This is a genomic window from Tissierella sp., assembly GCF_031460495.1.
In the GTDB taxonomy this organism is placed as follows: domain Bacteria; phylum Bacillota; class Clostridia; order Tissierellales; family Tissierellaceae; genus JAVKTS01.
On the sequence record NZ_JAVKTS010000008.1, the window covers coordinates 1 to 23,248 of the forward strand.

At 31.3% G+C, this 23,248-nt stretch carries 22 protein-coding genes, 1 tRNA gene, 1 pseudogene and 1 other annotated feature; of the genes and pseudogenes, 1 reads left to right on the forward strand and 23 read right to left on the reverse strand.

Going from position 1 to position 23,248, the window contains the following annotated elements; genetic code table 11:
• The 18 genes and pseudogenes from RIN63_RS14515 to RIN63_RS14600 all read right to left on the reverse strand — a co-directional run.
• Window positions 1-368 (reverse strand): GTP-binding protein (locus RIN63_RS14515; protein WP_310445469.1); only part of this gene is annotated, 368 nt, incomplete at its 3' end.
• 110 nt (window positions 369-478) lie between these two features.
• Window positions 479-554, reverse strand: a tRNA-Thr gene (locus tag RIN63_RS14520).
• Window positions 555-608: 54 nt separating this feature from the next.
• A complete protein-coding gene (sigH, locus tag RIN63_RS14525; RefSeq protein WP_310445470.1) occupies window positions 609-1,256 on the reverse strand; it encodes an RNA polymerase sporulation sigma factor SigH in 648 nt (215 codons plus the stop codon).
• Window positions 1,257-1,326: 70 nt separating this feature from the next.
• A complete protein-coding gene (locus tag RIN63_RS14530; protein ID WP_310445471.1) occupies window positions 1,327-1,860 on the reverse strand; it encodes an NYN domain-containing protein in 534 nt (177 codons plus the stop codon).
• Window positions 1,850-2,590, reverse strand: a complete 741-nt coding sequence (gene rlmB / locus RIN63_RS14535) for a 23S rRNA (guanosine(2251)-2'-O)-methyltransferase RlmB (protein WP_310445472.1) — start codon at window positions 2,588-2,590, stop codon at window positions 1,850-1,852. Before rlmB ends, RIN63_RS14530 begins: the two co-directional genes overlap by 11 nt.
• Window positions 2,591-2,643: 53 nt before the next feature.
• A pseudogene (thyX, locus tag RIN63_RS14540) lies at window positions 2,644-3,171 on the reverse strand (FAD-dependent thymidylate synthase); the annotation flags it as partial.
• Window positions 3,172-3,196: 25 nt separating this feature from the next.
• Window positions 3,197-5,677, reverse strand: a complete 2,481-nt coding sequence (locus tag RIN63_RS14545) for a phosphomethylpyrimidine synthase ThiC (RefSeq protein WP_310445473.1) — start codon at window positions 5,675-5,677, stop codon at window positions 3,197-3,199.
• 22 nt (window positions 5,678-5,699) lie between these two features.
• Entirely contained in the window at window positions 5,700-6,188 is a 489-nt protein-coding gene (locus tag RIN63_RS14550; protein WP_310445474.1) for a dihydrofolate reductase, read from the reverse strand.
• A 10-nt stretch (window positions 6,189-6,198) separates the two neighbouring features.
• Window positions 6,199-7,029 carry a thymidylate synthase gene (gene thyA / locus RIN63_RS14555; RefSeq protein ID WP_310445475.1) on the reverse strand — a complete coding sequence of 277 codons (831 nt, stop codon included), beginning with the start codon at window positions 7,027-7,029 and terminating at the stop codon, window positions 6,199-6,201.
• Between the two features lie 457 nt (window positions 7,030-7,486).
• On the reverse strand, window positions 7,487-7,909 hold the full coding sequence (locus RIN63_RS14560; protein ID WP_310445476.1) for a ribonuclease III domain-containing protein: 423 nt from the start codon (window positions 7,907-7,909) through the stop codon (window positions 7,487-7,489).
• Window positions 7,910-7,912: 3 nt separating this feature from the next.
• Window positions 7,913-9,310, reverse strand: a complete 1,398-nt coding sequence (gene cysS / locus RIN63_RS14565) for a cysteine--tRNA ligase (protein ID WP_310445477.1) — start codon at window positions 9,308-9,310, stop codon at window positions 7,913-7,915.
• A 99-nt stretch (window positions 9,311-9,409) separates the two neighbouring features.
• Entirely contained in the window at window positions 9,410-10,900 is a 1,491-nt protein-coding gene (gltX, locus tag RIN63_RS14570; protein WP_310445478.1) for a glutamate--tRNA ligase, read from the reverse strand.
• A gap of 139 nt (window positions 10,901-11,039) precedes the next feature.
• A complete protein-coding gene (locus RIN63_RS14575) occupies window positions 11,040-11,201 on the reverse strand; it encodes a hypothetical protein (protein ID WP_310445479.1) in 162 nt (53 codons plus the stop codon).
• A 381-nt stretch (window positions 11,202-11,582) separates the two neighbouring features.
• Window positions 11,583-13,307, reverse strand: a complete 1,725-nt coding sequence (locus RIN63_RS14580; protein WP_310445480.1) for a proline--tRNA ligase — start codon at window positions 13,305-13,307, stop codon at window positions 11,583-11,585.
• A gap of 51 nt (window positions 13,308-13,358) precedes the next feature.
• Window positions 13,359-13,572, reverse strand: a binding site (T-box leader).
• A gap of 39 nt (window positions 13,573-13,611) precedes the next feature.
• Window positions 13,612-14,088, reverse strand: a complete 477-nt coding sequence (gene ispF, locus RIN63_RS14585) for a 2-C-methyl-D-erythritol 2,4-cyclodiphosphate synthase (RefSeq protein WP_310445481.1) — start codon at window positions 14,086-14,088, stop codon at window positions 13,612-13,614.
• Window positions 14,089-14,108: 20 nt separating this feature from the next.
• Complete coding sequence (gene ispD / locus RIN63_RS14590) at window positions 14,109-14,849, reverse strand: 2-C-methyl-D-erythritol 4-phosphate cytidylyltransferase (RefSeq protein WP_310445482.1); 741 nt, start codon at window positions 14,847-14,849, stop codon at window positions 14,109-14,111.
• A 94-nt stretch (window positions 14,850-14,943) separates the two neighbouring features.
• Complete coding sequence (locus RIN63_RS14595; protein WP_310445483.1) at window positions 14,944-16,038, reverse strand: PIN/TRAM domain-containing protein; 1,095 nt, start codon at window positions 16,036-16,038, stop codon at window positions 14,944-14,946.
• A 71-nt stretch (window positions 16,039-16,109) separates the two neighbouring features.
• Window positions 16,110-16,640, reverse strand: a complete 531-nt coding sequence (locus tag RIN63_RS14600) for a CarD family transcriptional regulator (protein WP_310445484.1) — start codon at window positions 16,638-16,640, stop codon at window positions 16,110-16,112.
• 241 nt (window positions 16,641-16,881) lie between these two features.
• On the opposite strand from RIN63_RS14600, the gene RIN63_RS14605 reads away from it, so the two are divergent.
• Window positions 16,882-17,298, forward strand: coding sequence for a DUF1573 domain-containing protein (locus RIN63_RS14605; protein WP_310445485.1), 417 nt, complete (start codon window positions 16,882-16,884; stop codon window positions 17,296-17,298).
• Window positions 17,299-17,382: 84 nt separating this feature from the next.
• Here the strand turns inward: RIN63_RS14605 and radA are convergent, their stop codons facing one another.
• From radA to RIN63_RS14630, 5 genes are read right to left on the reverse strand one after another with little or no spacing between them, the layout of a single operon-like run.
• Window positions 17,383-18,756, reverse strand: a complete 1,374-nt coding sequence (gene radA / locus RIN63_RS14610) for a DNA repair protein RadA (protein WP_310445486.1) — start codon at window positions 18,754-18,756, stop codon at window positions 17,383-17,385.
• A 41-nt stretch (window positions 18,757-18,797) separates the two neighbouring features.
• The gene (locus RIN63_RS14615) at window positions 18,798-21,227 is read right to left on the reverse strand and encodes an ATP-dependent Clp protease ATP-binding subunit (protein WP_310445487.1); all 2,430 of its coding nucleotides are present in this window, start codon (window positions 21,225-21,227) and stop codon (window positions 18,798-18,800) included.
• A gap of 5 nt (window positions 21,228-21,232) precedes the next feature.
• On the reverse strand, window positions 21,233-22,258 hold the full coding sequence (locus RIN63_RS14620) for a protein arginine kinase (RefSeq protein ID WP_310445488.1): 1,026 nt from the start codon (window positions 22,256-22,258) through the stop codon (window positions 21,233-21,235).
• Window positions 22,251-22,760: a UvrB/UvrC motif-containing protein gene (locus tag RIN63_RS14625; protein ID WP_310445489.1), complete on the reverse strand. Its 510-nt coding sequence runs from the start codon at window positions 22,758-22,760 to the stop codon at window positions 22,251-22,253. The genes RIN63_RS14620 and RIN63_RS14625 overlap by 8 nt, the downstream gene beginning before the upstream one ends.
• 11 nt (window positions 22,761-22,771) lie before the next feature.
• Window positions 22,772-23,233, reverse strand: a complete 462-nt coding sequence (locus RIN63_RS14630; RefSeq protein ID WP_310445490.1) for a CtsR family transcriptional regulator — start codon at window positions 23,231-23,233, stop codon at window positions 22,772-22,774.
• Window positions 23,234-23,248 lie beyond the last annotated feature (15 nt).

A 23,248-nucleotide genomic window follows, 5' to 3' on the forward strand; every position in this document is an offset into this window, starting at 1 on the left:
AATAGGATATGTTCTCTTGTTTGTGGCATTGGACCATCAGCTGCTGATACTACTAAGATTGCTCCGTCCATTTGTGCTGCTCCTGTGATCATGTTCTTTACATAGTCAGCATGGCCTGGGCAGTCCACGTGTGCATAGTGACGGTTTGCTGTTTCGTATTCTACGTGAGATGTGGATATTGTGATTCCTCTTTCTCTTTCTTCAGGTGCTTTGTCTATATGTGCATAGTCTATGAATTCACCTGTTCCAAATCTTTTGTTTAATACCATTGTTATAGCTGCTGTTAATGTTGTTTTACCATGGTCTACGTGGCCTATTGTCCCTATGTTTACGTGTGGTTTGGTTCTTTCAAATTTTGCTTTTCCCATTTCTTATTCCTCCTTAATTATAGATTATATAAATTAATTTGCTCTTATAGAGTCTCCCCTAGGAAGATTAACAAGGAAACTCATCCAAGTGTTCCTTGATTTTTGAATTATGGAGCCCACGACCGGACTCGAACCGGAGACCTCTTGCTTACCAAGCAAGTACTCTACCACCTGAGCTACGTGGGCATTTACTCACTGCTAGATATTTTACTATTTACTATATAAAATGTCAAGCATAGTTTATTCTTTGATTTCAAAACTTTTTTCCAGCTTCTTTTTCACTCTCTGCAAAGCATTGTCAATGGATTTAACATGCCTGTCCAATTCCTTTGCGATTTCTTGGTAAGACATTCCATCTACATATGACATCAATACTTCTAACTCCAATTCTGACAAAATTTCTGCGATTTTCCTCTCCATAAGACCTAAATTTTCCCTACCAATCATCAATTCTTCTGGATCACAAATAGCTATACCTGAAACAATATCTAATAATGTTCTATCTGATTCACCGTCATATATAGGCTTGTTTAGAGATATGTAAGAGTTTAGAGGAATATGTTTTTGCCTGGTAGCTGTCTTTATTGCGGTAATAATTTGTCTAGTAATACAAATCTCTGCAAAGGCTCGGAATGATGCAAGTTTTTCCTTATCATAATCTCGAATAGCCTTGTACAGCCCAATCATACCCTCTTGGATAATATCTTCTTTATCTGCCCCAATTAGGTAGTAAGAGCGCGCCTTGCATTTTACATAACTCTTGTATTTGTAAATCAAGTATTCCAATGCAAAATAATCATCCGTCTTTGCAATTTCCACTATTTCTTCATCTCGCATCATTTCTAATGCTGTTAATTCATTCTCCTTTTGCAATAACTGTAGTTGCATTAATCATCCCCCCAGTTTGGATATAATCCAATCAATTAAATTATAATTAATACAATAATATTAGTCAAGGTTATTCATCTTTGCTAATTAATTCGTTTAGTTTCTTTATTGTATTTTCATCTAATCTCCCTAATAATAAATCATTTCTTTTATTTTCTGTAATTCTCTTGCGTCTAATAACCTTTTTTTCATTAAATATCTCAATCTCCAATTCTCTGGCAGAAATTCTGGTTCCACCTCTTCCAAGAATTATTTGTTGTTCCATCCAATCTGATGTAGCTACCCTTACCCTTTTAAATTTCCCTATTTCGTCTAAGACCCTTTCTATAAAATGATCCGCCGTCTCATTTTCTTTAGTATAAATAACCCTTATTCCCTTATGATTTTGCTCAGTACCACTATTGCCTTTTACTAAATGGGCATCAAAAACAATTATTATTTCTATTCCTGAATAATGTTTGTATTCTAGCATTATATCTATTAATGCATCCCTAGCTTCTTCTAGGTTATCTTCCCTTGACTTTTTGAAGCGATCCCAAGAATTGATAATATTATACCCATCAACAAAAAGGTATTCTTTCATTCTTTTGTTCTTAGTGGCCATGGTTTTGCCTAAACACTTCATAAATCAATATAGCTGCAGCATTTGAAGCATTAAGAGATGATATTTTCCCTTCCATTGGAATCTTAACTAATACATCACATTTCTCCTTTATAAGCCTAGATATTCCCTTTCCTTCATTACCTATGACTAAAGCAATAGGTCCCTTTAAGGATGTATTAAAATGGTAATCTGTTCCATCTATATCAGCACCATAAACCCATAGCCCTTTATCTTTTAATTCTCCAATTGTATTTACAATATTATTTATCTTTGCTACAAGCATATGCTCAACAGCTCCAGCAGAACTCTTATATACAGTTTGATTTACTTGTGCAGCTCTTCTCTTAGGAATAATTACACCATGTGCGCCTGCGCATTCAGCAGTTCTAATTATTGCTCCTAAGTTATGAGGGTCTTCTATTTCGTCTAAAATTATTACAAAGGGAGGTTGGTTTCTTTCCTTTGCTCTTTCTAAGATATCATCTACTGTGGCATAATTATATGATGTGATCAAAGCTACTACTCCTTGATGTGCATTGCCCTCAGACATAGAATCTAATTTAGCTCTATCTACCTGCTGTATAATAATCTTTCTATCCTTAGCTATCCCAATTATTTTATTTATTGAACCTTGTAACTCGCCCTTTAATATATATAGTTTTTCTACTTCCTTATCTGTCTTCAATATTTCCAAGACAGGATTTCTTCCAACAACATATTGCTCGCTCACTTACTCACACCTTTCTATAATACAGTGAATAGCAAAAAACTATTCACTTTTCACTATTTTTTAAATTGCTCTCTTACTTCTTTAATTTTTCCACAGGTCATTTTTCCCTCGGGACATGGACCTTCTATACAGCCTGGTCCTGCATTTTTAAACAATGTTGGATAAACCGCCTTTACTTCTTTTAACATCATAATTGCAAGTTCTCTTATTTCCCATTGAGCCCTATTACAAGTTCTAAGTCTAAAGAAATTAATTAAAGTTCTGGCATTCATTGTAAATACTATTTTTGTCTCACAGGCATTTGGAAAAATATATCTTGCGTCTTCTATAGATTCCTTTTCAGACTTGGCTCTGGCGTCCTTATCATCAAGTCCATTTTCTATATGTTTTTTATAATGGTCTTTGAATAAAAGACTTACTAGTTCATCATAGTACTTTTGATCTTCTTCCATAGCTTTTACAAACAATTCCTTTGCTTTCTTATTGTTTTCAATAGCAGGCGGAATTATATATTCAAATTGATCTAGTTTTACATATCTTTGTGATTGTTGAGAGTAACTGGCTATTCTATGCCTTACTAGCTAATATATAATTACAAAATAAACACTATGTTATAGATAAAGGACATAAATCATTGCATCTAGTACAATATTTACTCATTTTACCATATACACAAGTATAATTTTGGGCTCTGTTTAGAGCTATTTTTTTATCTTCTTCTAAATCACCTGTTTTATCTATATCTATTATATGGGCTGCAATTCTGGCACTTTCTATAGCTTCTATTACAGATTCAATCGACGGAATATTTCCAGTATGTTCTTCTCTTGTTACAGTAGAAATAATATTAGTACATCCTTCTAATCCCATAATAGTGGCTCCAATGGTAGCAGAAACATGATCCATTCCTATTGACATTTCTGTAGGAATAGGCCCCAATGGCATAATAGGATATCCAGTTTTTTTTAAAATACATGATAGTTCTTTTATATGTTTTGGTTTTGCGTGCCCAGGAGACTCCAAAATGACACCAACTCCGTTACTATGAATTTCATCTGCTATTTTTATTTGCTCTTCAATCTCAAGCAATTGAGCCCTATCACATGAATCAAGTATATTGCTCGATCTAAAGGTTGCACCAATACTTAAAACAACGCTATTCTTTTTGGAATGTTTTATTATCTCAGGCAATAACTTAATATAAATATTCTCTTCTTTAAAGTTTCTTGATATAAGGTCTTTTAAAACCATTCCTCCGCCTCTAGATGTAATTGGAACTATCCTATTTTTTGATAAATCATAAATTTTTTTGTTTGCTGTTGGATGTATAGTTATCATTCCAACACCATTTTCAATTTGCTCAATTATAATATCAAGAAGTTCCTTCTCATCTAATTTATCATTTTTTTTACTCACAATATATATTGGCAGAGTTGCAGATATAAACGGAGTTTCATTAGCAATTTTATACCATAGGCTATCTTTAAAAGATCTTTTGACAATACTCAAATCTGTTAATATATCAGGTCCATTACTCATAGATTTAATTCTATCTATTTTTTCTAACTCTAATTCATAAGATTTTAAATCATTAGCTCCTATTAATGCATTTACTAATGTCTTAGTGCTTCTTCCAACTTCTACGAATCCTGTCTTTTTCTTTAATTTAACATCTTTCTTATTGTTATTAATTTCTATATTAAATCTTTCATCATCTAAAGTTATTTTGTTGCTAAATAAGTCTTTTATACATTTATCTACATCTATCATATTAGTAATATAGTTCTCATCCATTAACTTTTTATAATAATTATTTGCTTTTATTTCTAAGATCTCCATATTATCTTTATTATACAATATTTTTTTTATTGCATTATTTTCTCTATCTTCTTTCTTTAAAATTACCGGAATTAGATAGCAATTTTGATTAATAGCTAAATCAATTTCTGCCTCAGTTCCAATTCCACCTTTAAATACTACTACAATCTGAGCAGAATTTAGTAATTTTATCCTACATCTTTTTAAATCAGGAATAAGTGCAGGATCATTTGAATATTTTTCATTTGCTGAATATGGATTAGGAAAAATTCTAATTTTACTCATAATATCATTTTTACTATTTATATATTCTTCAGTAAAAGCTGCAATTACATTAGACCCTACCCCAGAAGATTGTCCACTTAATAATATAACTTCAGAATTTTTAGCTAGCAATTGTCCAAGTTCTCTATAATTTTCATCATTTGACTCGTGAGATCCTGTTACAAATACTGTTTTCCCTCTGGATTTTCCACTTATCTCCATAAGTATTTTTTCAAGTTCATTATAATCTCTTATTAATAAAGTAGAAATTCCAAATCTTTTTAAATCATTACACCATAACTCTTGCCTTTTTCTTTCTTCTTTATTTTTATAATTCTCCATTGTTATAAGAAAATGTTCTCTTGTGTGTTTTTTTATTAATCTTCTAGCACTTATTAATATATTATTTATATCTGGGTCTCTGAAGCTATAGCCAATAAATAAAAAAGACTTATTGGTTAAGTCCTCACTTAATCGTTGTGCCATGGCTGGTCGATTTAACAAAAAATCATCATAATCTTCTTGTGTTATTACTATTTCATCATATTTTGAACTTTGGATACATCCATGCATCTTTATTATTTCAATATCAGACTCTGCGATATTTCTACTAATAGAATCATCATTTGATTTTACAGATACATTAAAATCAGAAAATGCAGTCTCTAACAAAGTATCGTAATTGGTAGTCCATATTGTAGACACATTAGTCGTAGATAAATATTTATGATAATTGTTTATTTGAAATTTTTTATTAAAGGTTTTATAAATATCATGTAACAATGGACCTCTATTACCAGAATAACTATTAACTATAAATTGAGCAATCAAAGGAAAATCATCAGCACTTTCTAAATCAATTCCTAGTTGACTTGTCAATGGCAATAAAAGGTCAAACCAATTAGCCTTTGTAGAACTAGCAGATATTCCACTCCCTACAAATATTGCACCTTCACCTTTCTCTAATCTCTTAGACATTCTATCTATAAGTATTCCTCTATTCATTTTTTCCCCCTATAAACTAAATTTATAATTTAATGTAAGTGTTAAAATTATAATTAATATGTTTGTATTTTTTGATCTCACTCTTTTCTTTTAATATCCAATTTTTATCTTTATCTATATTAGGTAAAAACTTATTTGCTTTATACTCTTTATAAATCTTCGTTATAAAGATTTCATCACAATATGGCAAAAATTGATTATATATAGACTCACCTCCTATTATAAAAATATTATTACTATCATATTTTTTTAATTTCATTAATGTGTCTTCTACAGAATTGCAGACAGTTAATTCTGTATTATCAATAAATTTTTCTCTAGTTAAAATAAGATTTACTCTATTTTTTAAAGGTTTCTTTTCTGGTAAGGATTCAAAAGTTTCTCTTCCCATAACTACTACATTACCAATAGTTTTTTGCCTAAAAAATTTCATATCATCTGGTATTACTTCAAGTAGTTTTCCATCAAAACCGATTCCCCAATTTAAATCTACTGCAACTATAGCCTTCATATAACTCCTCCTAAATTGCTACGGGTATTTTTTTTACGCTCTCTCCATATCTATAATTTTCTAATTTAAAGTCTTCTATCTTAAATTCATAAAAATTCTTTACATCTTTATTTATAGTTAACTTTGGTGCTTCAAAAGCTTCTCTTTCTAGCAGTTCTTCTATAATAGGAATATGTCTATCATAAATATGAGCATCAGCTATTACATGGATTAGTTCTCCAACTTCTAAATTTGACACTTGAGCAAACATATGCATTAATATTGAATATTGAACTACATTCCAATTGTTTGCAACTAAAACATCTTGTGATCTTTGATTTAGTATCGCATTTAATTTATTCTCTATGACATTAAATGTCATACTATATGCACAAGGATATAGATTCATCTCAGATAAATCATTATGATTGTAAATATTAGTAATAATCCTTCTACTATATGGATTGTTTTTTAAATCAAATAAAACTCTATCTACTTGATCAAATTTGCCTTCTCTGTATTTATGTTTTATCCCTAATTGATATCCATATGCTTTACCAATAGTATCATTTTCATCAGCCCAACTATCCCAAATTCGACTATTTAAATCTTTTGTATTATTAGATTTTTTTTGCCAAATCCAAAGAATTTCATCTATTGCTGCTTTAAAATTTGTAGATCTTAAAGTTAAAATAGGAAATTCTTTAGATAAATCGTATCTATTAATAACTCCAAACCTTTTTATTGTATGTGCTTCTTTCCCATCTTCCCATTTAGCTCGTATAGTTTGTCCATACGAAGAAACTCCCTCACTAAGTATACTTTTACAGGTTTCTTTAAACACTTGATCTGCGTAACTCATTTGAACCCTCCAAATCTTTTAATAAATTTAGTTGTATTTAATAGATTATCTTTAAAATCCCTAACCAAAATATAATACAATAGGTCAATTTAGCTTTCATAATTTGGTTATTATATAAAATAATATATCCATTGAATATCTATATAATATATAATTATATTATATTTACCATAACATGATTACATGTAAATATCCCTAAGCATGTTCATTATATTGGTATATACAAATATAAAATTAATTATTATACATAGTATAATAATTTTGACTGTACCATATAATTTTTTACTCTATTTAGTAAAAAGCTTTCTATTATATATCTATTAAATTTGAGTAATGTTCATTAATTACTTTACTTATAAAATAAAATATTAATATTCAATTGCTGCTGCAATGATCTTTTCTCCATCAGGAGTATATCTTAGAAGTTCTACCTTTGCCATTTATATTCCCCTTTTCTTTAGTTAATTTTTATCTTTGATACTTCTTCAAATAATTCTGATATCCTCTTGTCTTGATTTGTCAAATAAAGGTATCCGAATAAAGCTTCTAGACCTGTAGCATATTTGTAGTCAATCATATCAGCGTTTTTAGGCATAGTATTAGTCTTAGCATTTCTACCCTTTTTTACAACAGTTTGCTCTTCTTCAGTTAGTATATCTTCTAATTCATGAATAATATATGCTTGAGACTTTGCTTTCACATACTTAATGGTTGCTCTATGCAAGTCTTTTACGGATAAACCCTTTTTAAGCAAATAGGTTCTGATTAGTAATTCATATACTGCATCTCCTATATATGCTAGTTGCAGAGGAGATAGCATAACTATGTCCTCTGCACTTAGTATTGTGTTCATATCTCTAAATAAATTATTATTTTCCATAGGCTATATATGTTTCCATTTCACTCCTTCTTGGGTATCTTCCAAGACTATGCCCTTTGCCTTTAGAGTATCTCTTATCTCGTCAGATAGCTTGAAGTCCTTATTTTTTCTTGCCTCAGTTCTTTTTTTAATAAGCTCTAATATTTCGTCCTCAAGAATTTCATCTTTTTTATTCAATATGCCTAGGACATGAGATAATTCTAATAATAAATCATAGGCTTTTTGCACTAATTTTTTAGATGATTTTTCGTCAAGATTCGTGTTTGAGAACTTCACTAATTCAAAGAGACTTGCAATTGCATCTGCTGTATTTAAATCATCTTCCATACTTTCAATAAAATCATTTTTAAAGCCTTCTATAACTGCTAGCCCACTGTTTCCAGCTTCATCTAATTCTTTGTCTTCAACCTTACCAAGTAAATATTCTAGATTTTTCTTTCCATTATACAATCTTTCAAGACCATTTTCTATTTGCTTCATTACATCTCTAGTAAAGTTTATTTGAGATCTATAATGAGCTGAAAGCAAGAAAAATCTCAGGATTTCCAAATCAAATTCTTGCGCAATATCCTTTACAGTAAAGAAATTACCTAACGATTTCGACATTTTTTGATTATCGACATTTAGCATTGCATTATGCATCCAATAATTAGCAAATGGTTTCTCCGTTAATGTTTCTGACTGAGCGATTTCATTTTCATGATGTGGAAATTGAAGATCCTCTCCTCCAGCATGAATATCGATTGTATCTCCTAGTAATGACCTTGACATAACAGAACATTCAATATGCCATCCCGGTCTTCCGTCTCCCCAAGGACTTTCCCAAGAAGGCTCCCCAGGTTTAGCTTTTTTCCACAGTGCAAAATCTATGGGATTATTCTTTTCTTCACTAATCTCTACTCTTGCGCCAGATATTAAATCATCAATATTTTTCTTAGACAATTTACCATAGTCTTTTGCCATATCTACATTAAAATAAACATTACCATCTACATTATAAGCTGCACCTTTTTCTATTAACCCTTCTATAAAACTTATCATAGGTTGGATAAAATCTGTAGCCTTAGGATGAATTGTTCCTTCTTCATATAAGTTTAAACCCTTGGCATCTTCCATAAATGCCTCAATATATCTATCAGCGATGACCTTTATTGATGTATTTTCTTCATTAGCTTTATTGATCATTTTATCATCAATATCTGTAAAGTTTACAATATATTTCACATTATATCCTCTATACACAAAAAACCTTCTTAGTGTGTCAAATATTACCATAGGTCTTGCATTTCCAACATGTATATAGTTGTAAACTGTTGGTCCGCAGGTATACATACTAACCTGACCTTCTACTATAGGTACAAATTCTTCCTTTTTCCTTGTTAGAGTATTATAAAGTTTCATTCTATCCCTCCTTCTTTATGCTGAATAACTAATAGTAAATAGCTAAAGACTGAAGCATAAAATCTTCTTATCTTTTAACTATTGGTTATTCACTATTTACTATTCACTGCCTTTGTAATTTTCCATTACATAATTTATTCTCTTCAATATATTTTCCTTGCCAAGTAATATTAGAATATTCACAAACTCTGGTCCGTGTGCTGTGCCTGTTAGTGCCACTCTGGCTGGCATAAACAAGTTCTTTCCTTTGACTCCTGTTGATTTTTGGATTAGCTTCATAAATCCTTTAGCATATTCTTCATCTATTACCTCTATATTATTTAACTCTTCTTTGATAGCGGTTAGAACAGTACCAACCTGTTCACCTTTAATAATCTCCAATGCATCTTCTTCTATGATTTCTACATGATCCTTCAATATAAATTCTACTTTTTCAACTATCTCAGATACTGTGTCTAAGGATTCTTGTACCGTATGAACCAATAGTTTGATCCAATCATAGTTATTTTCTACAAAGCTATCATCTATAAGATTTGCTTCAATCAAATAAGGAATAGCCATCTCTGTAATTTTTTCAACTGATGAAGATCTTATATAATGACCGTTTACCCAGTTTAACTTATCTTTATCAAATATTCCACCAGTTTTTGAAACTCTTTCAAAAGAAAATTTATCAATTAATTCATCCATTGATAGAATCTCTTGATTATCGTCGGGACTCCAACCTACTAGTGCTAAGTAATTGATTAGCCCTTCAGCTAAATATCCTTTATCTCTAAAATCTTCTACAGAAACATCCCCTTGTCGCTTGCTTAACTTCTTTCGATCCTTGTTTAACACAGTAGGAAGATGAACATATACAGGTTTTTCCCATCCAAAGACTTCATATAAATATATGTGTTTTGGTGTAGATGGCAACCATTCTTCTCCTCTAACTATATGAGTTATTTCCATTAAATAATCATCTACTACTACTGCCATGTGATAAGTTGGGTATCCATCGGATTTCAGAAGTACTTGATCATCTATGTCATCTGTATTTATTACAATATCCCCTCTAACTAAATCATGAAATTTCACATCATAGTTTTTAGGTAGTTTTAGTCTGACTACATATTCCTCACCCTTAGCAATTCTTCCTCTTGCTTCTTCTAAAGGTATATTTCTACAAAAACCATCATATTTTGGAACTAATCCATTAACTTTCTGTTCTTCACGTACAGCTTCTAATCTTTCTTTAGAGCAGAAACAATAATAAGCATGGCCCTTGCCAATAAGCTCATCTACATATTTCTTGTAGATATCCAATCTCTCCGATTGAATATATGGTCCGTGACTGCCTTTTTGTACAATCTTACCATCTTCAATAAATACACCCTCATCGTATTCTACCCCTGCCCAATGCAAGGACTCTATTAAATTTTCTATAGCTCCTTCTACAAGTCTCGTTTGATCAGTATCCTCTATCCTCAAAATAAACTTGCCATTATTTCGTTTAGCAAATAGATAATTGTATAGAGCTGTCCTAATAGATCCTATATGTATGAAACCCGTTGGACTTGGGGCGAATCTTAATCTAAATTCTTTCAAAACTGACACCTCCTAAATTAGTTACCTTATATTATATATCACAAAAAAGAAAGTGTAAACCATCCCCCAAAAATAAGTAAAAATACTATATCAAAATTTGAAATATTTCAGATTTTGATATAGTATTCCATAAAAATTATTATTGCAGTTTTTCCTTTTTCTTATAAAATTCGATAAAATTATTTTTTTGTTCCAAATGTGTTATATAGTCATTTTCAGATATTAATGATTTATCCTTTAATATTGATAATATTCCGATAAATTCATCACATAATTCCAACAGCGAAATTTCTAGTTCCATAAACCGATTCACCCTCCATATTTTCTCTGATTTTTATTATTTTAAATCATGCGGACATTCTCCTCTCAGATTTCTCCTACAACTTCTACCTAAAACAACCTAAAGAACAAATAAATAAGCTTTGCATCTAAAAATGATACTACAATAAACACTTAATTGAACAATTAATATTTTGCTAATAAATTATTATATATAGTATTCGATATTTGTTAGAAAATTCCTTCTTTTTTTCAAATATTTATATTTTTATTTGTTATATATTCATAATTTCCTATATTTATGATTAATATATGTAAATTCATTGCATTTGCTTTACATAAAATTGATATAAATACACAAATAGTCCTTTTGGGCTATTTGCATATTTATATACTTGTATATTTATATTTTTAACTTTTCTTTTTCAAATTCACCTTTTATTAAAGGAATTAATTCAGCAGTGTTAACCTCAAGCTTTTCCTCACTACCTCTAATCGAGTATTCTACGATGGATTCTGTTGCTCTCTTTCCTACTGTTATTCTAATTGGTATTCCTATTAAATCTCTATCTTTAAATTTAACCCCTGCTCGTTCATTTCTATCGTCTAAAAGTACTTCTACACCTAATGATTCCAGTTCTTTATATATCTTTTCTCCTAGATCCATCTGTTCCTCATTCTTTATATTTATTACGGTTACTATCACATGATAAGGTGCTATAACTAAAGGCCATATTATCCCTTCATCATCGTGATATTGCTCCACTACAGCTGCAACGGATCTAGAAACTCCAATACCGTAACAACCCATTACAAAAGATTTCTCCTTACCATTTTCATCTAAGAACTTTGCATCTAGGTCATCTGAGTATTTAGTGCCTAATTGGAATATATTTCCTACTTCTATCCCTCTATCCATATCCAATTTTTCACTGCATTTAGGACATATGTCTCCTTCTCTAACTAAAAGCAAATCTTCTACTACTTCACCTGCAAAGTCTCTTCCATAATTTACATTCTTCAAATGGTAATCTGTTTCATTCCCACCTACTATTAGATTTTTCATCTTAGAAATTCTAGAGTCTACTAACAATTTTACTTCCTTTTTTAATCCTACAGGCCCAGTAAATCCTTTGTTAGCCCCAGTAATATCGATTATTATATCTTCTGTAGCCATTTCTAGGTCATGCTCACCAATTCCAAGATGATTACATAGCTTAGTTTCATTTAACTCCCTATCGCCTGGGATAATAGCTATGACAGGTTTTCCTGCTGCATTAAATACTAAAGCTTTTGCAAAATTACTATGCTCAATTTTAAATAATTCTACTAAATCTTCAATAGTTGTAGCACCTGGAGTATATACCTTCTCTAGCTGAAGTTCTTCTGTATCATTATTGTTTATTTCATATTTTACTTCTGCTTTTTCATCAGTAGCTGCATAGTCACAATGATTACAATATGCCACTAGGCTTTCACCAACATCTGACATAGCCATAAATTCATGAGATACTTTTCCACCCATGGCACCAGTATCACCTTGCACTACTTTATATTTTAATTTAAGCCTCTTAAATACTTCATCATAAGCTTCCCACATTACTTGATAAGCTTTTTTCATATTTTCTTCGTCTACATCAAAGCTATAAGCATCTTTCATAATAAATTCTCTACATCTCATTAAACCAAATCTTGGTCTTTTTTCATCCCTGTACTTTGTTTGAATCTGATATAAATTTAAAGGAAGTTGCTTATATGATTTTATTTCATCCTTTATAAGATTTGTGAAATACTCTTCATGAGTAGGTCCAAGGCAAAATTCTCTATCATTTCTGTCTCTTAGCCTAAACATCTCAGGTCCAAAATTTTCCCATCTACCTGTTGCTTCCCATATCTCTTTTGGCTGAATAGCTGACATTAACAATTCTTGAGAGCCAGCTTTGTTCATTTCCTCCCTAACAATTCCCTCTACCTTCCTTATTACCTTGTATCCCATTGGAAGATAAGAATACACTCCACTAACTAGTTTCCTCATCATACCTGATCTAAGAAGCAATTTATGACTTGCTATTTCTGCCTCTGCTGGCATTTCTCTTAAAGTAGGTATATAAAGTTTTGACATTTTCATAATAAAATCACTCTCCTTATATTTTTCAACACAAATAAACCTCTCGTCTCTGCTAGAGACGAAAGGTTAGTTCCGTGGTACCACTCTAATAAATCCTACAAATATATCAAAAGGATTCACTCAATAGTTATAACGCACTACCGTTTAAGCTTTATCGCTTAAAGACTCTGGGGTAGGTTCAATATCAGTGAGGACAGAAGTCTTCCACCATTCAACTTCCTCTCTAGGACCTATAATATTTACTATTTCCCATCTTTGTCTATCTATTATAACACATTATACTAATAGAATTTTACTCTGTCAATTATTTTCTTTTTTCAAGCAAACAAACGCTATATGAAGAGATTCCCTCTTCTCTTCCTTCAAAACCTAACCATTCAGTAGTAGTAGCTTTAATGTTGATGTTCTCTATGGCTGTATTTAGTGTTTCTCCAATTATATTCCTCATGTCTTCTATATGTGGAGCCATCTTTGGTCTTTGGGCAACAATGGTTGCATCAATATTACCAATATTATATCCCATTTCATTCATCAATATGTTCACTTGAGATAAAAGATAAATACTAGATATGTCTTTGTACTTATTATCTGTATCTGGAAAATGCTTTCCTATATCTCCTAGTCCTAAGGCTCCTAAAATACTGTCCATTATTGCATGTACAAGTACATCTGCATCAGAATGACCTAGTAAGCCTTTCTCAAAGGGAATATCTATACCACCTATTATTAACTTTCTATCATCTACAAGTTGATGAACATCATATCCTAATCCAATCCTCATATTATCACCTAATTTGTATTTTATCTGCTTTGAAACAAAAATTCTCTCCTACTATAAAGCATATCTTTATCTTTAAATAATGATTCAGCAAGAATAATATCTTCTGGAGTAGTTATCTTTATATTATCATAAGAACCCATAATCATCTTTACATCATATCCTATTCTCTCTACTATAGAACTGTCATCAGTACCAAAATATTTATCATTTATTGCATTTTCATACCCTTTAATTAAGATATGTTTTTTAAAACATTGGGGTGTCTGAGCGGCCCATAGTAAAGATCTTTGTGGAGTCGATTGGATTTTGTCCTCTCCACTTACTACTTTAATGGTATCTGTTACAGGTACTCCTATAACACATGACCCATGTTCAACTACACCTTCAATTCCATCTTCAATATTTTCATTTTTTATAAAAGGCCTAGCTCCATCATGAGTCAATACTATGTCAGTCTTTTCATTTAATGCTAATATACCATTATATATAGAATCCTGTCTTTCCTTTCCACCTCTAATTATATTGGAAACTTTATTGAATTTATACTTTTTCACTATTTCTTTTCTACAATAATCAATTTCTTCTTCTTTAGATACTAATATTATTTCGTCAATGTATCTGCATTTCTCAAATTTCTCTATTGTATGTGCAAGTATTGGCTTCCCATCAATTGCAATAAATTGTTTGTTAATTCTACTACCCATTCTGTTACTCATTCCTGCAGCAGCAATAATTACAGATACAAAGTAATTTTTATACATCTTATCACCTCTTAGACATTATAGCATAGACTTTTCAAACATTAAACAGCTATTTATAGTTTACCCAAAAAGAAAAAAAAGACCCAATTGGGTCTTAGACAGCTCTATCTATCATTGATTTTGGTTTAGCAAATATCATCCTACCTGCGGATGTCTGAAGTACAGATGTAACTACAACATCTATTGTTTCTCCAATAAATTTTCTACCACTTTCAACTACTATCATAGTCCCATCATCTAAATACGCAAGTCCTTGCCCCAGTTCCTTGCCGTCTCTTACCACTTGAACCAACATCTCTTCTCCTGGTAATACTACTGGCTTCACTGCATTTGCTAACTCATTTATATTAAGCACAGCAATGCCTTGGACTTCTGCCACCTTATTTAGATTGTAGTCATTAGTTATTATCTTTCCCTTAAGTAGTTGAGTTAATTTCAATAGTTTAGAGTCTACTTCCTGAACATCATCAAATTTTTTGTCATTAATTATGACTTCAACATCTAATTCTTTTTGTATTTTATTTAAAATATCCAACCCTCTTCTTCCCCTATTTCGTTTTAATGAATCAGAAGAATCTGCAATATGTTGCAACTCTTCCAATACAAATACTGGTATAATAAGGGGTCCTTCAATAAATCCTGTCTTACAAATATCAGCTATCCTACCATCAATAATAACCGATGTATCTAATATTTTCGGAATGTATCTATTTTGAGTCTTTGCTTTATCCCTAGGATTCTTTCTAATATTACCTAATGAGGACGATATATCTTCCCTTTTCCTATGGGGAATAGTTAATCCTAAATATCCAAACATGCTATACAACAAAATTGATGCAATTAAACCAACATAAGGTATGCCTAAGTTATTCAAAGGTTGAGTTAATAAAAAAGCAATTATTAATCCAACAATTAATCCAACAGAGGATATAGTAATATCATAAGCAGAAAATTTCTCCAATTCCTTCTCAATAATACTGATTAATTTTCTGCCTCTACTAATAAACCTTGACGATAAAGCAAAAAATATAATTCCAAATAAAATTGAAACCCCAAGATTTAATGCTAATGTAAGCCATCCATCTCTGGGCATTGTTATAATTCCCAAATTTACAAATAGAGATAATATACTATATCCTAATAGCATCCCCAGTAGCCCAATCACTACCTTCAAAATCTTTCCAATCATCAATTCACCTCCTATTACTCTATTTATTTCCAATAATAATTATTATAAACCTATTTTATAAAATTTACACATTAATTTTCTTCTATTTCTATTTCTACTTCTATTAATTCATCTTCATCTCCTTCATGGCTTACAGCTTCTATAATTAATTGTTCTATATGTTCTAGATCTTTATCTGAAACTAAAACCATTTCTGAAAGAAGCATCTGTTTAGCAGAGCTTAGCATTTTTCTTTCCCCTGTAGATAAACCTTTTTCCATATCCAGCATCAATAGGTTTCGTACTACAGCTGCAATCTCAAAAATATCTCCTGATTTTATCCTATCCATATTGATTCTATATCTTCTGTTCCAATTCTGAGGCATTGATGATTTATTACCTTTAAGTATAGAAATAACTTTTTCCAGTTCAGCATTGTTGATTATCTCTCTTACTCCTACATCATCAACATTATCAACTGGAACCATAACCTTCATATCTCCAATAGGCATTCTCATTATAAAGTATTTTCTTTTTTCACCTAGAATTTCTTTTTCTTCTATGGATTCAATTACTCCAGCCCCGTGCATAGGATATACAACTTTATCTCCAATATTAAACATTCAAAAACCTCCTATTTTACCTTCTTACTCTATTATACATTAATTTGAGCTGAAAGTAAAGTTTATATTTTATCATAGTCTTATTTCTGTTGTCAATGCTTTTTACTAATATTATGAAAGTAATTATTATCAAATTTTTAAAAATTATTTTTATAAATAATTTATAGAAATATTTGACAACTCCTTGTCCTCATAAGTATAATGAAAATATAGCAAATAACTTTTGACAGGAGTGGACAATGTGAATGACAATATTATAATCACAGATACAGAGTCAACATGTGTAAATTTCCAGGCCGAAGTCTCTCAAGTTCTTATTAGACATAAAAGCATTTTAGATGTAACAACTAAACTTGATGAGTATAATGCCCGTATTAATAGAGCTGTAGCCAAATCTGTAACTTCTTGTGGATGTATTTCTATTCATGCTACTAAGCAAGACTATAGCAATGATTCTTTTGAAGAAATGCTAAATACAGTTAAAACTCATATTGAAGGGAAGATTTGCGACAGTTGTAAAGATGTTCTTTACGAGGAAATAGGTTCTTATATCTTTTACCTAGCCGCTCTTTGCAATACATTAGATCTAAGCTTAGATGATATTATTAAAAAAGAATATGATACAATTAAAACATTAGGAGTATTCAGTTTAAAATAGTAAAAGACGCATATTGTAGATTTACAAATGTGAATTGTAACTTAAAAAACAGTCTAGAAAAAATTCTAGACTGTTTTTAAGTTATTATATAAAAACACTTTTGATCACATCTCTTAATGTTTCCAATTCTATGATCTTTAACTTATTTGTTTTTATTCCCTTCCCACTATTTGGAGCAACATATACCTTAGAAAATCCCATTCTATCAAGTTCTCTTATCCTAGATTCAAGAGATGGAACTCTCTTCAATTCTCCAGTTAAGCCAACATCTGCTATGAAAACTGTGTCATTTGGTATTCCTATATGCTTTACTGAGGATACTATGCTCATAAGTACTGCTAGATTTGAAGCTTGCTCTTTTAACTTTATTCCTCCTGTAGTCTTGATTACTACATTTTTATCATAAAACTTTATTCCACCTCTTTGCTCTATGATAGATACTAAAGTGTTTAATTGCTCTCTTTTAAGACATTCTCCTATCCTTGAAGGGTAAGGTGTAAAAGAATCTGAAACAAGGCTCTCAATCTCAAGTATAATTGGTCTAGTTCCTTCCCTCACAACAGTTATAGAACTACCTGGCATTATATTATTTTGCTCCCGACTTGTCATAAAATACTCTGATGGATTATCTATGGAAATCATCCCTTTATCAGTGATGTAGAAAAATCCCATTTCGCCAGTTGATCCATATCTATTTTTTGTAGTTACTAAAGTCCTTAATTCTTCTCCACTTTCTCCTTCTATAAGGAGAACAGCATCTACTAAATGTTCTAATGCCCTAACTCCTGCAATTTCATCTTCTTTTGTCATTTGTCCAACCATAATAACAGCCCTTGGTCTATTATTATTCTTTGCAATTCCAACTAATTCATTTGCTCCTTCCATAGTTTGTGTAGGAGAACCAGCTCTAGAACTAGAAAATTCTGCAAGAGTAAATGTCTGTATACTATCGATTACTATAAGATCAGGATCTATTTCTTCAATAGTTTGAAGTACATTGTCCATACTGTTATCAGACATTACCCAAACATTAGAATTAATTTTCTCTATGATTCTATCTGCTCTGCTTTTTATTTGAGATTCACTTTCTTCCCCAGAGGCATATAGTACTTTATATCCCATCTTAGCTAAATCATTAGTTACTTGCAATAATAAAGTTGATTTCCCAGCTCCAGGCTTTGCTGCTAATATAGTGATAGAATCTCTAACTATTCCTCCACCCATGACTCTATTGAACTCATTGATACTAGTTACTATCCTATCACTATTGGTAGCTACAACATCTTGCAATCTCTTTATAGTTTTTCTTTCTGTTTTCTTATTACCAGCAAACTCCTTTTTTTCTTGTATCACAGTTTCTTTTAGGCTACCCCAAGAATCACATTCTGGACATTTCCCTAAATTACCTACACTATTATATCCACATTTATCACATATATATATGGTCCTTCTCTTCATTTTATCCCCCATAATATTCGGAAGAACATTTTAGTCCTTCTCTACATTGTTTTAAATACAAGCTCATCATTTTCATAATCAATTAGTATTTTGTCTTCCTTAGAAACATTTCCTCTTAATATCTCCTCTGCAAGCTTATCTTCTATCATTTTCCTTATGGTTCTCTCTAGAGGTCTAGCTCCATATACAGGATCAAAGCCCTTACTTGCAATATTTGATTTTGTATTATCAGAAATGACTACAGATACATCCATTTTTGAAAGACGCTTTTCTAAGTCCTTTATCATTATTTCAATAATTTGATTAACATGTTTTTCATCTAAACTATGGAAAACTATTATCTCATCAAGTCTATTTAGAAATTCAGGTCTAAATGTTCTCTTCAATTCCTCAGATATTGTTTCTTTCATTTTTTCATACTCTTCTTTTGTTTCTTCTTTTCCTGTAGAAAAGCCTAAAACATTTTGCTTTTTAATAGAGGTAGCTCCTACATTGGATGTCATAATAATTACTGCATTTTTAAAATCAACGGTTTTTCCCTTTGAATCTGTCAATCGTCCATCGTCTAATATCTGCAATAGCATATTAAATACATCAGGATGAGCCTTTTCAATCTCATCAAAGAGAATTACAGCATATGGTTTTCTCCTTACAGCTTCAGTTAGTTGGCCGCCTTCATCATATCCAACATATCCTGGAGGTGATCCAATTAGTCTTGAAACTGAATGTTTTTCCATATATTCAGACATATCTATTCTTATCATAGCATCCTCGTCACCAAATAGAGCATCCGCCAATGCCTTAGCTAAATATGTCTTACCTACTCCTGTAGGTCCAACAAAAATAAAGCTGCCTACAGGTTTCTTTGGATCCTTAAGACCTACCCTAGACCTTCTTACTGCATTTGCCACAGCTTCTACAGCTTGCTCTTGACCTATTACTCTTTTATGCAAAATATCTTCTAAGTTTAATAGTCTTTCAGATTCTTCTGATGTCATTTTTGTAACAGGTACTCCTGTCCAATTTGATACTACCTTAGCTATTTCTTCATAATTAACTACCATACTTGATGTCTGTTTTTCTTGCTCCCATTTGGTCTTATTGCTACTTAGTTCTTCTTTGACTTGTCTTTCCATATCCCTTATTTTTGCTGCCTTTTCATAGTTTTGAGTATTTATAGCTTCCTCTTTTTCTTGAGATAAATCTTCTAGTTTTTCCTCCAAACTCTTTAATTCTACAGGTGCAACATAAGAACTTATCCTAATCATTGAAGCAGCTTCATCTATTAAGTCAATAGCCTTATCAGGCAAAAATCTATCAGTAATATATCTACTGGATAATTCTGCTGCAGCTTTTATTGCCTCATCAGTTATTTTTACCCTATGATGAGCTTCATATTTATCCCTTAGACCTTCCAATATTTTAATAGTATCCTCAACACTAGGTTCTTCTACCATAATAGGTTGTAATCTTCTTTCTAATGCTGAATCTTTTTCAATATACTTTCTATACTCATCTATAGTCGTTGCACCTACTACTTGTAATTCACCCCTAGCAAGTACAGGTTTTAATATGTTTGAAGCATCTATAGCACCCTCAGCTGCCCCCGCACCAACTATGGTATGGAGTTCATCAATAAAAAGTATAACATCTCCTGCTTCTTTCAATTCCTTCATAACAGATTTTAATCTTTCTTCAAATTCACCTCTATATTTTGCTCCAGCAATCATCCCTGGTAGATCAAGAGTAACTACTCTCTTATCTTTTATAATCTCAGGCACTGTTCCCTCAATTATTTTTTGTGCCAGTCCCTCAGCAATAGCTGTTTTCCCAACACCAGGTTCACCTATTAAAACTGGATTATTTTTCGTTCTTCTACTTAAGATTTGGATTACTCGCTCTATCTCTTTCATCCTTCCGATAACTGGATCTATCTCTCCAGCTTCAGCCATCTTATTTAGATCAATACTATATTTGGATAAATTAGGTGTATTTGGATTAGATACTTCTGTATTTGGATTTTGCTTAGCGCCTGTATCAGTTATCATACTCAATACAAATTCGCCTAGCTTACTAATATCTACTCCTAATTTTTTCAAGACAACTATTGCTACACCTTCGCCTTCTTCCAATAATCCTAAAAGTAAATGTTCTGTGCCAACATAATTGTGTCCTAGATTTCTTGCTTCAATAAATCCTAACTCAAATATTCTCTTTGTCCTAGGAGTAAACCCTAGGATATCTGATCCATAGTCACCTTGCCCTATAGCTGCAATAATTTCTGCTCTTGCTTTATCTAATGTCACTCCAAATTCCACAAGAGCCTTAGCCCCTACACCTTCTCCCTCAGCTATCAAACCTAGTAATAGATGTTCTGTGCCGACATAGTTGTGTTTTAGACCCTTAGCTTCTTCTTGAGATAAGAGTATTGCCTTCTGTGCTTTTTCTGTAAATCTTCCAAACATTGCCATATCAATTATACCTCCAAACCTATTAAGTTATTTCTTAGAATTTGAGCCCTATACATATCTCTCTCTTCTTTTATCATATCTTTGTGTGAACTTATTTGTATACTAGCTGGTTGAATTTCTACCATTAGTTTTACAATATCCTTAGAATTTATGTTTTTAATTAATCCCATATCACATCCAAGCTTAACATTTGATAAATGAGTCATGGATTCTTCAGATGAAATAATCCTACTATAATTCAATATACCCAATGACCTAAATATTTTATCTTCAAGTTCAATACTTTTTTTGTCCATCATATATTTTCGTGTACTTCTTTCCCTAGATACTATTTGAAATATGACCTTATTTAATTTCTTAATTATATCTTCCTCTTTCTCACCTAAAGTTGTTTGATTTGATATTTGAAAAAGATTACCTAAGACTTTGGATCCTTCTCCATAGAGTCCCCTTACAGTTAACCCTATTTTTCTCAATGCCTCTATAATAGAGTTTAGATGGCCTGTCATGGCTACACAAGGAAGATGAACCATTACGGAAGCCCTAAGACCTGTACCCACATTAGTAGGACATGATGTTAAATATCCAAATCTCTCATGGAAAGCATAATCTATTTTTGCCTCTAAATAATCATCTATTTCTGAACAAGTTTTCCATCCTTCTTCAATATCTAATCCAGATAATAGTACTTGTATCCTAATATGATCTTCCTCATTTATCATTATAGTTGCCTTTTCATCTTCCCTTAAAAGAAAACTACTATTTTTTGTTAATTGCGTTAGCCCAGGGCTTATTAAATGTTCTTCAACGAATAAAGTTCTCTCTAGTTCATTTAAATCATTAATTCTATAAAATTTATATAAATCAGAACTGTTTTTCATAGCATTTAAAACTTCTTCAACTACTGACTCTGATTCACCCATACTCATAAAACCTGGGAATCTGTAATTTACCATGTTTCGGGCAACCCTTATTCTAGTGCTTACTACCACATCTTCATCATTACCTGAACTATTCAGCCATTTAGTCAATCCCCTCACCACCAATTTTATCAATTTCTTCTTGAATCTTTTTAATTTCATCTCTCAATAAAGCTGCCTTTTCAAAATCTTCATTTTCAATTGATTCTTCCATTTCAGATCTCAATGTTCCAATTGCTCTTCTTTGAAGGATTCTATTGCTTGCTCTTTTAGGAACTTTTCCATTATGGTTAATATGCCCATGTATACCTTTTAATAAGGACTCCACATCATCTTGAAAAACCTCAAAACAACTAGCACAACCAAACTTCCCATTTTCCATAAACTTTCCATAGGTTAATCCACAATTACAAGAAATATCCTTTACATTTTGCTTTTGTTTGGCATCGATGAAACCTGTAAATATTTTTTGAAATGAAAATGGCATTTCAAAATCGAAATCACTATTTTTTTTAGCACATGACTCACATATATGTTTTTCCTCTACATTTCCATTAATAATCTTAGTAAAATGAATAGTAGCATTGTTTTTTTCGCATACTTGACATAACAAATCAACACCCCCTATTTAATAAGAATTAACATCATGTTTTTTAGGATATCTGCCCTCAATTTATTTCTATTATTCATATTTTCATTATATAAAGCTCTATCACCAATGGCTGCTTTCATAATCTCTCCTTCTCTTTTGCTTATTATGTCTTCTTCTATTAATCCATCAATTACATGATATGCTTTGCTCTTAGTAATTGATTCCCCTATGGCTTCTAATACAATGTCATTAATTTCTTCATATTCATTTATACCCACTTTTATAATCTTAATATACCCACCTCCGCCTCTTCTACTCTCAATATAATAACCTTTATAGGGAGTAAATCGAGTGGTAAGCACATAGTTTATCTGAGAAGGGGCACATTCGAATTGTTCAGCCAACTCATTTCTCTGTATCTCAATAGTTTTATCATCGGAAACTTCTATTAATGATTCAATAAATCTTTCTATCATATTACTTAGACCTGGCATCTAATTCCTCCTTTG

Excerpts from the sequence above, each read along its gene's own strand:
- sigH (WP_310445470.1), bottom strand. The coding sequence starts at position 1,256 with ATGCAACTACAGTTATTGCAAAAGGAGAATGAATTAACAGCATTAGAA.
- RIN63_RS14530 (WP_310445471.1), bottom strand. The coding sequence starts at position 1,860 with ATGGCCACTAAGAACAAAAGAATGAAAGAATACCTTTTTGTTGATGGG.
- RIN63_RS14545 (WP_310445473.1), bottom strand. The coding sequence starts at position 5,677 with ATGAATAGAGGAATACTTATAGATAGAATGTCTAAGAGATTAGAGAAA.
- RIN63_RS14550 (WP_310445474.1), bottom strand. The coding sequence starts at position 6,188 with ATGAAGGCTATAGTTGCAGTAGATTTAAATTGGGGAATCGGTTTTGAT.
- thyA (WP_310445475.1), bottom strand. The coding sequence starts at position 7,029 with ATGAGTTACGCAGATCAAGTGTTTAAAGAAACCTGTAAAAGTATACTT.
- RIN63_RS14560 (WP_310445476.1), bottom strand. The coding sequence starts at position 7,909 with ATGGAAAATAATAATTTATTTAGAGATATGAACACAATACTAAGTGCA.
- cysS (WP_310445477.1), bottom strand. The coding sequence starts at position 9,310 with ATGAAACTTTATAATACTCTAACAAGGAAAAAGGAAGAATTTGTACCT.
- RIN63_RS14575 (WP_310445479.1), bottom strand. The coding sequence starts at position 11,201 with ATGGAACTAGAAATTTCGCTGTTGGAATTATGTGATGAATTTATCGGA.
- RIN63_RS14580 (WP_310445480.1), bottom strand. The coding sequence starts at position 13,307 with ATGAAAATGTCAAAACTTTATATACCTACTTTAAGAGAAATGCCAGCA.
- ispF (WP_310445481.1), bottom strand. The coding sequence starts at position 14,088 with ATGAGGATTGGATTAGGATATGATGTTCATCAACTTGTAGATGATAGA.
- ispD (WP_310445482.1), bottom strand. The coding sequence starts at position 14,849 with ATGTATAAAAATTACTTTGTATCTGTAATTATTGCTGCTGCAGGAATG.
- RIN63_RS14595 (WP_310445483.1), bottom strand. The coding sequence starts at position 16,038 with ATGATTGGAAAGATTTTGAAGGTAGTGATTGGGCTACTGGGGATGCTA.
- RIN63_RS14600 (WP_310445484.1), bottom strand. The coding sequence starts at position 16,640 with ATGTTTAATATTGGAGATAAAGTTGTATATCCTATGCACGGGGCTGGA.
- radA (WP_310445486.1), bottom strand. The coding sequence starts at position 18,756 with ATGAAGAGAAGGACCATATATATATGTGATAAATGTGGATATAATAGT.
- RIN63_RS14615 (WP_310445487.1), bottom strand. The coding sequence starts at position 21,227 with ATGGCAATGTTTGGAAGATTTACAGAAAAAGCACAGAAGGCAATACTC.
- RIN63_RS14630 (WP_310445490.1), bottom strand. The coding sequence starts at position 23,233 with ATGCCAGGTCTAAGTAATATGATAGAAAGATTTATTGAATCATTAATA.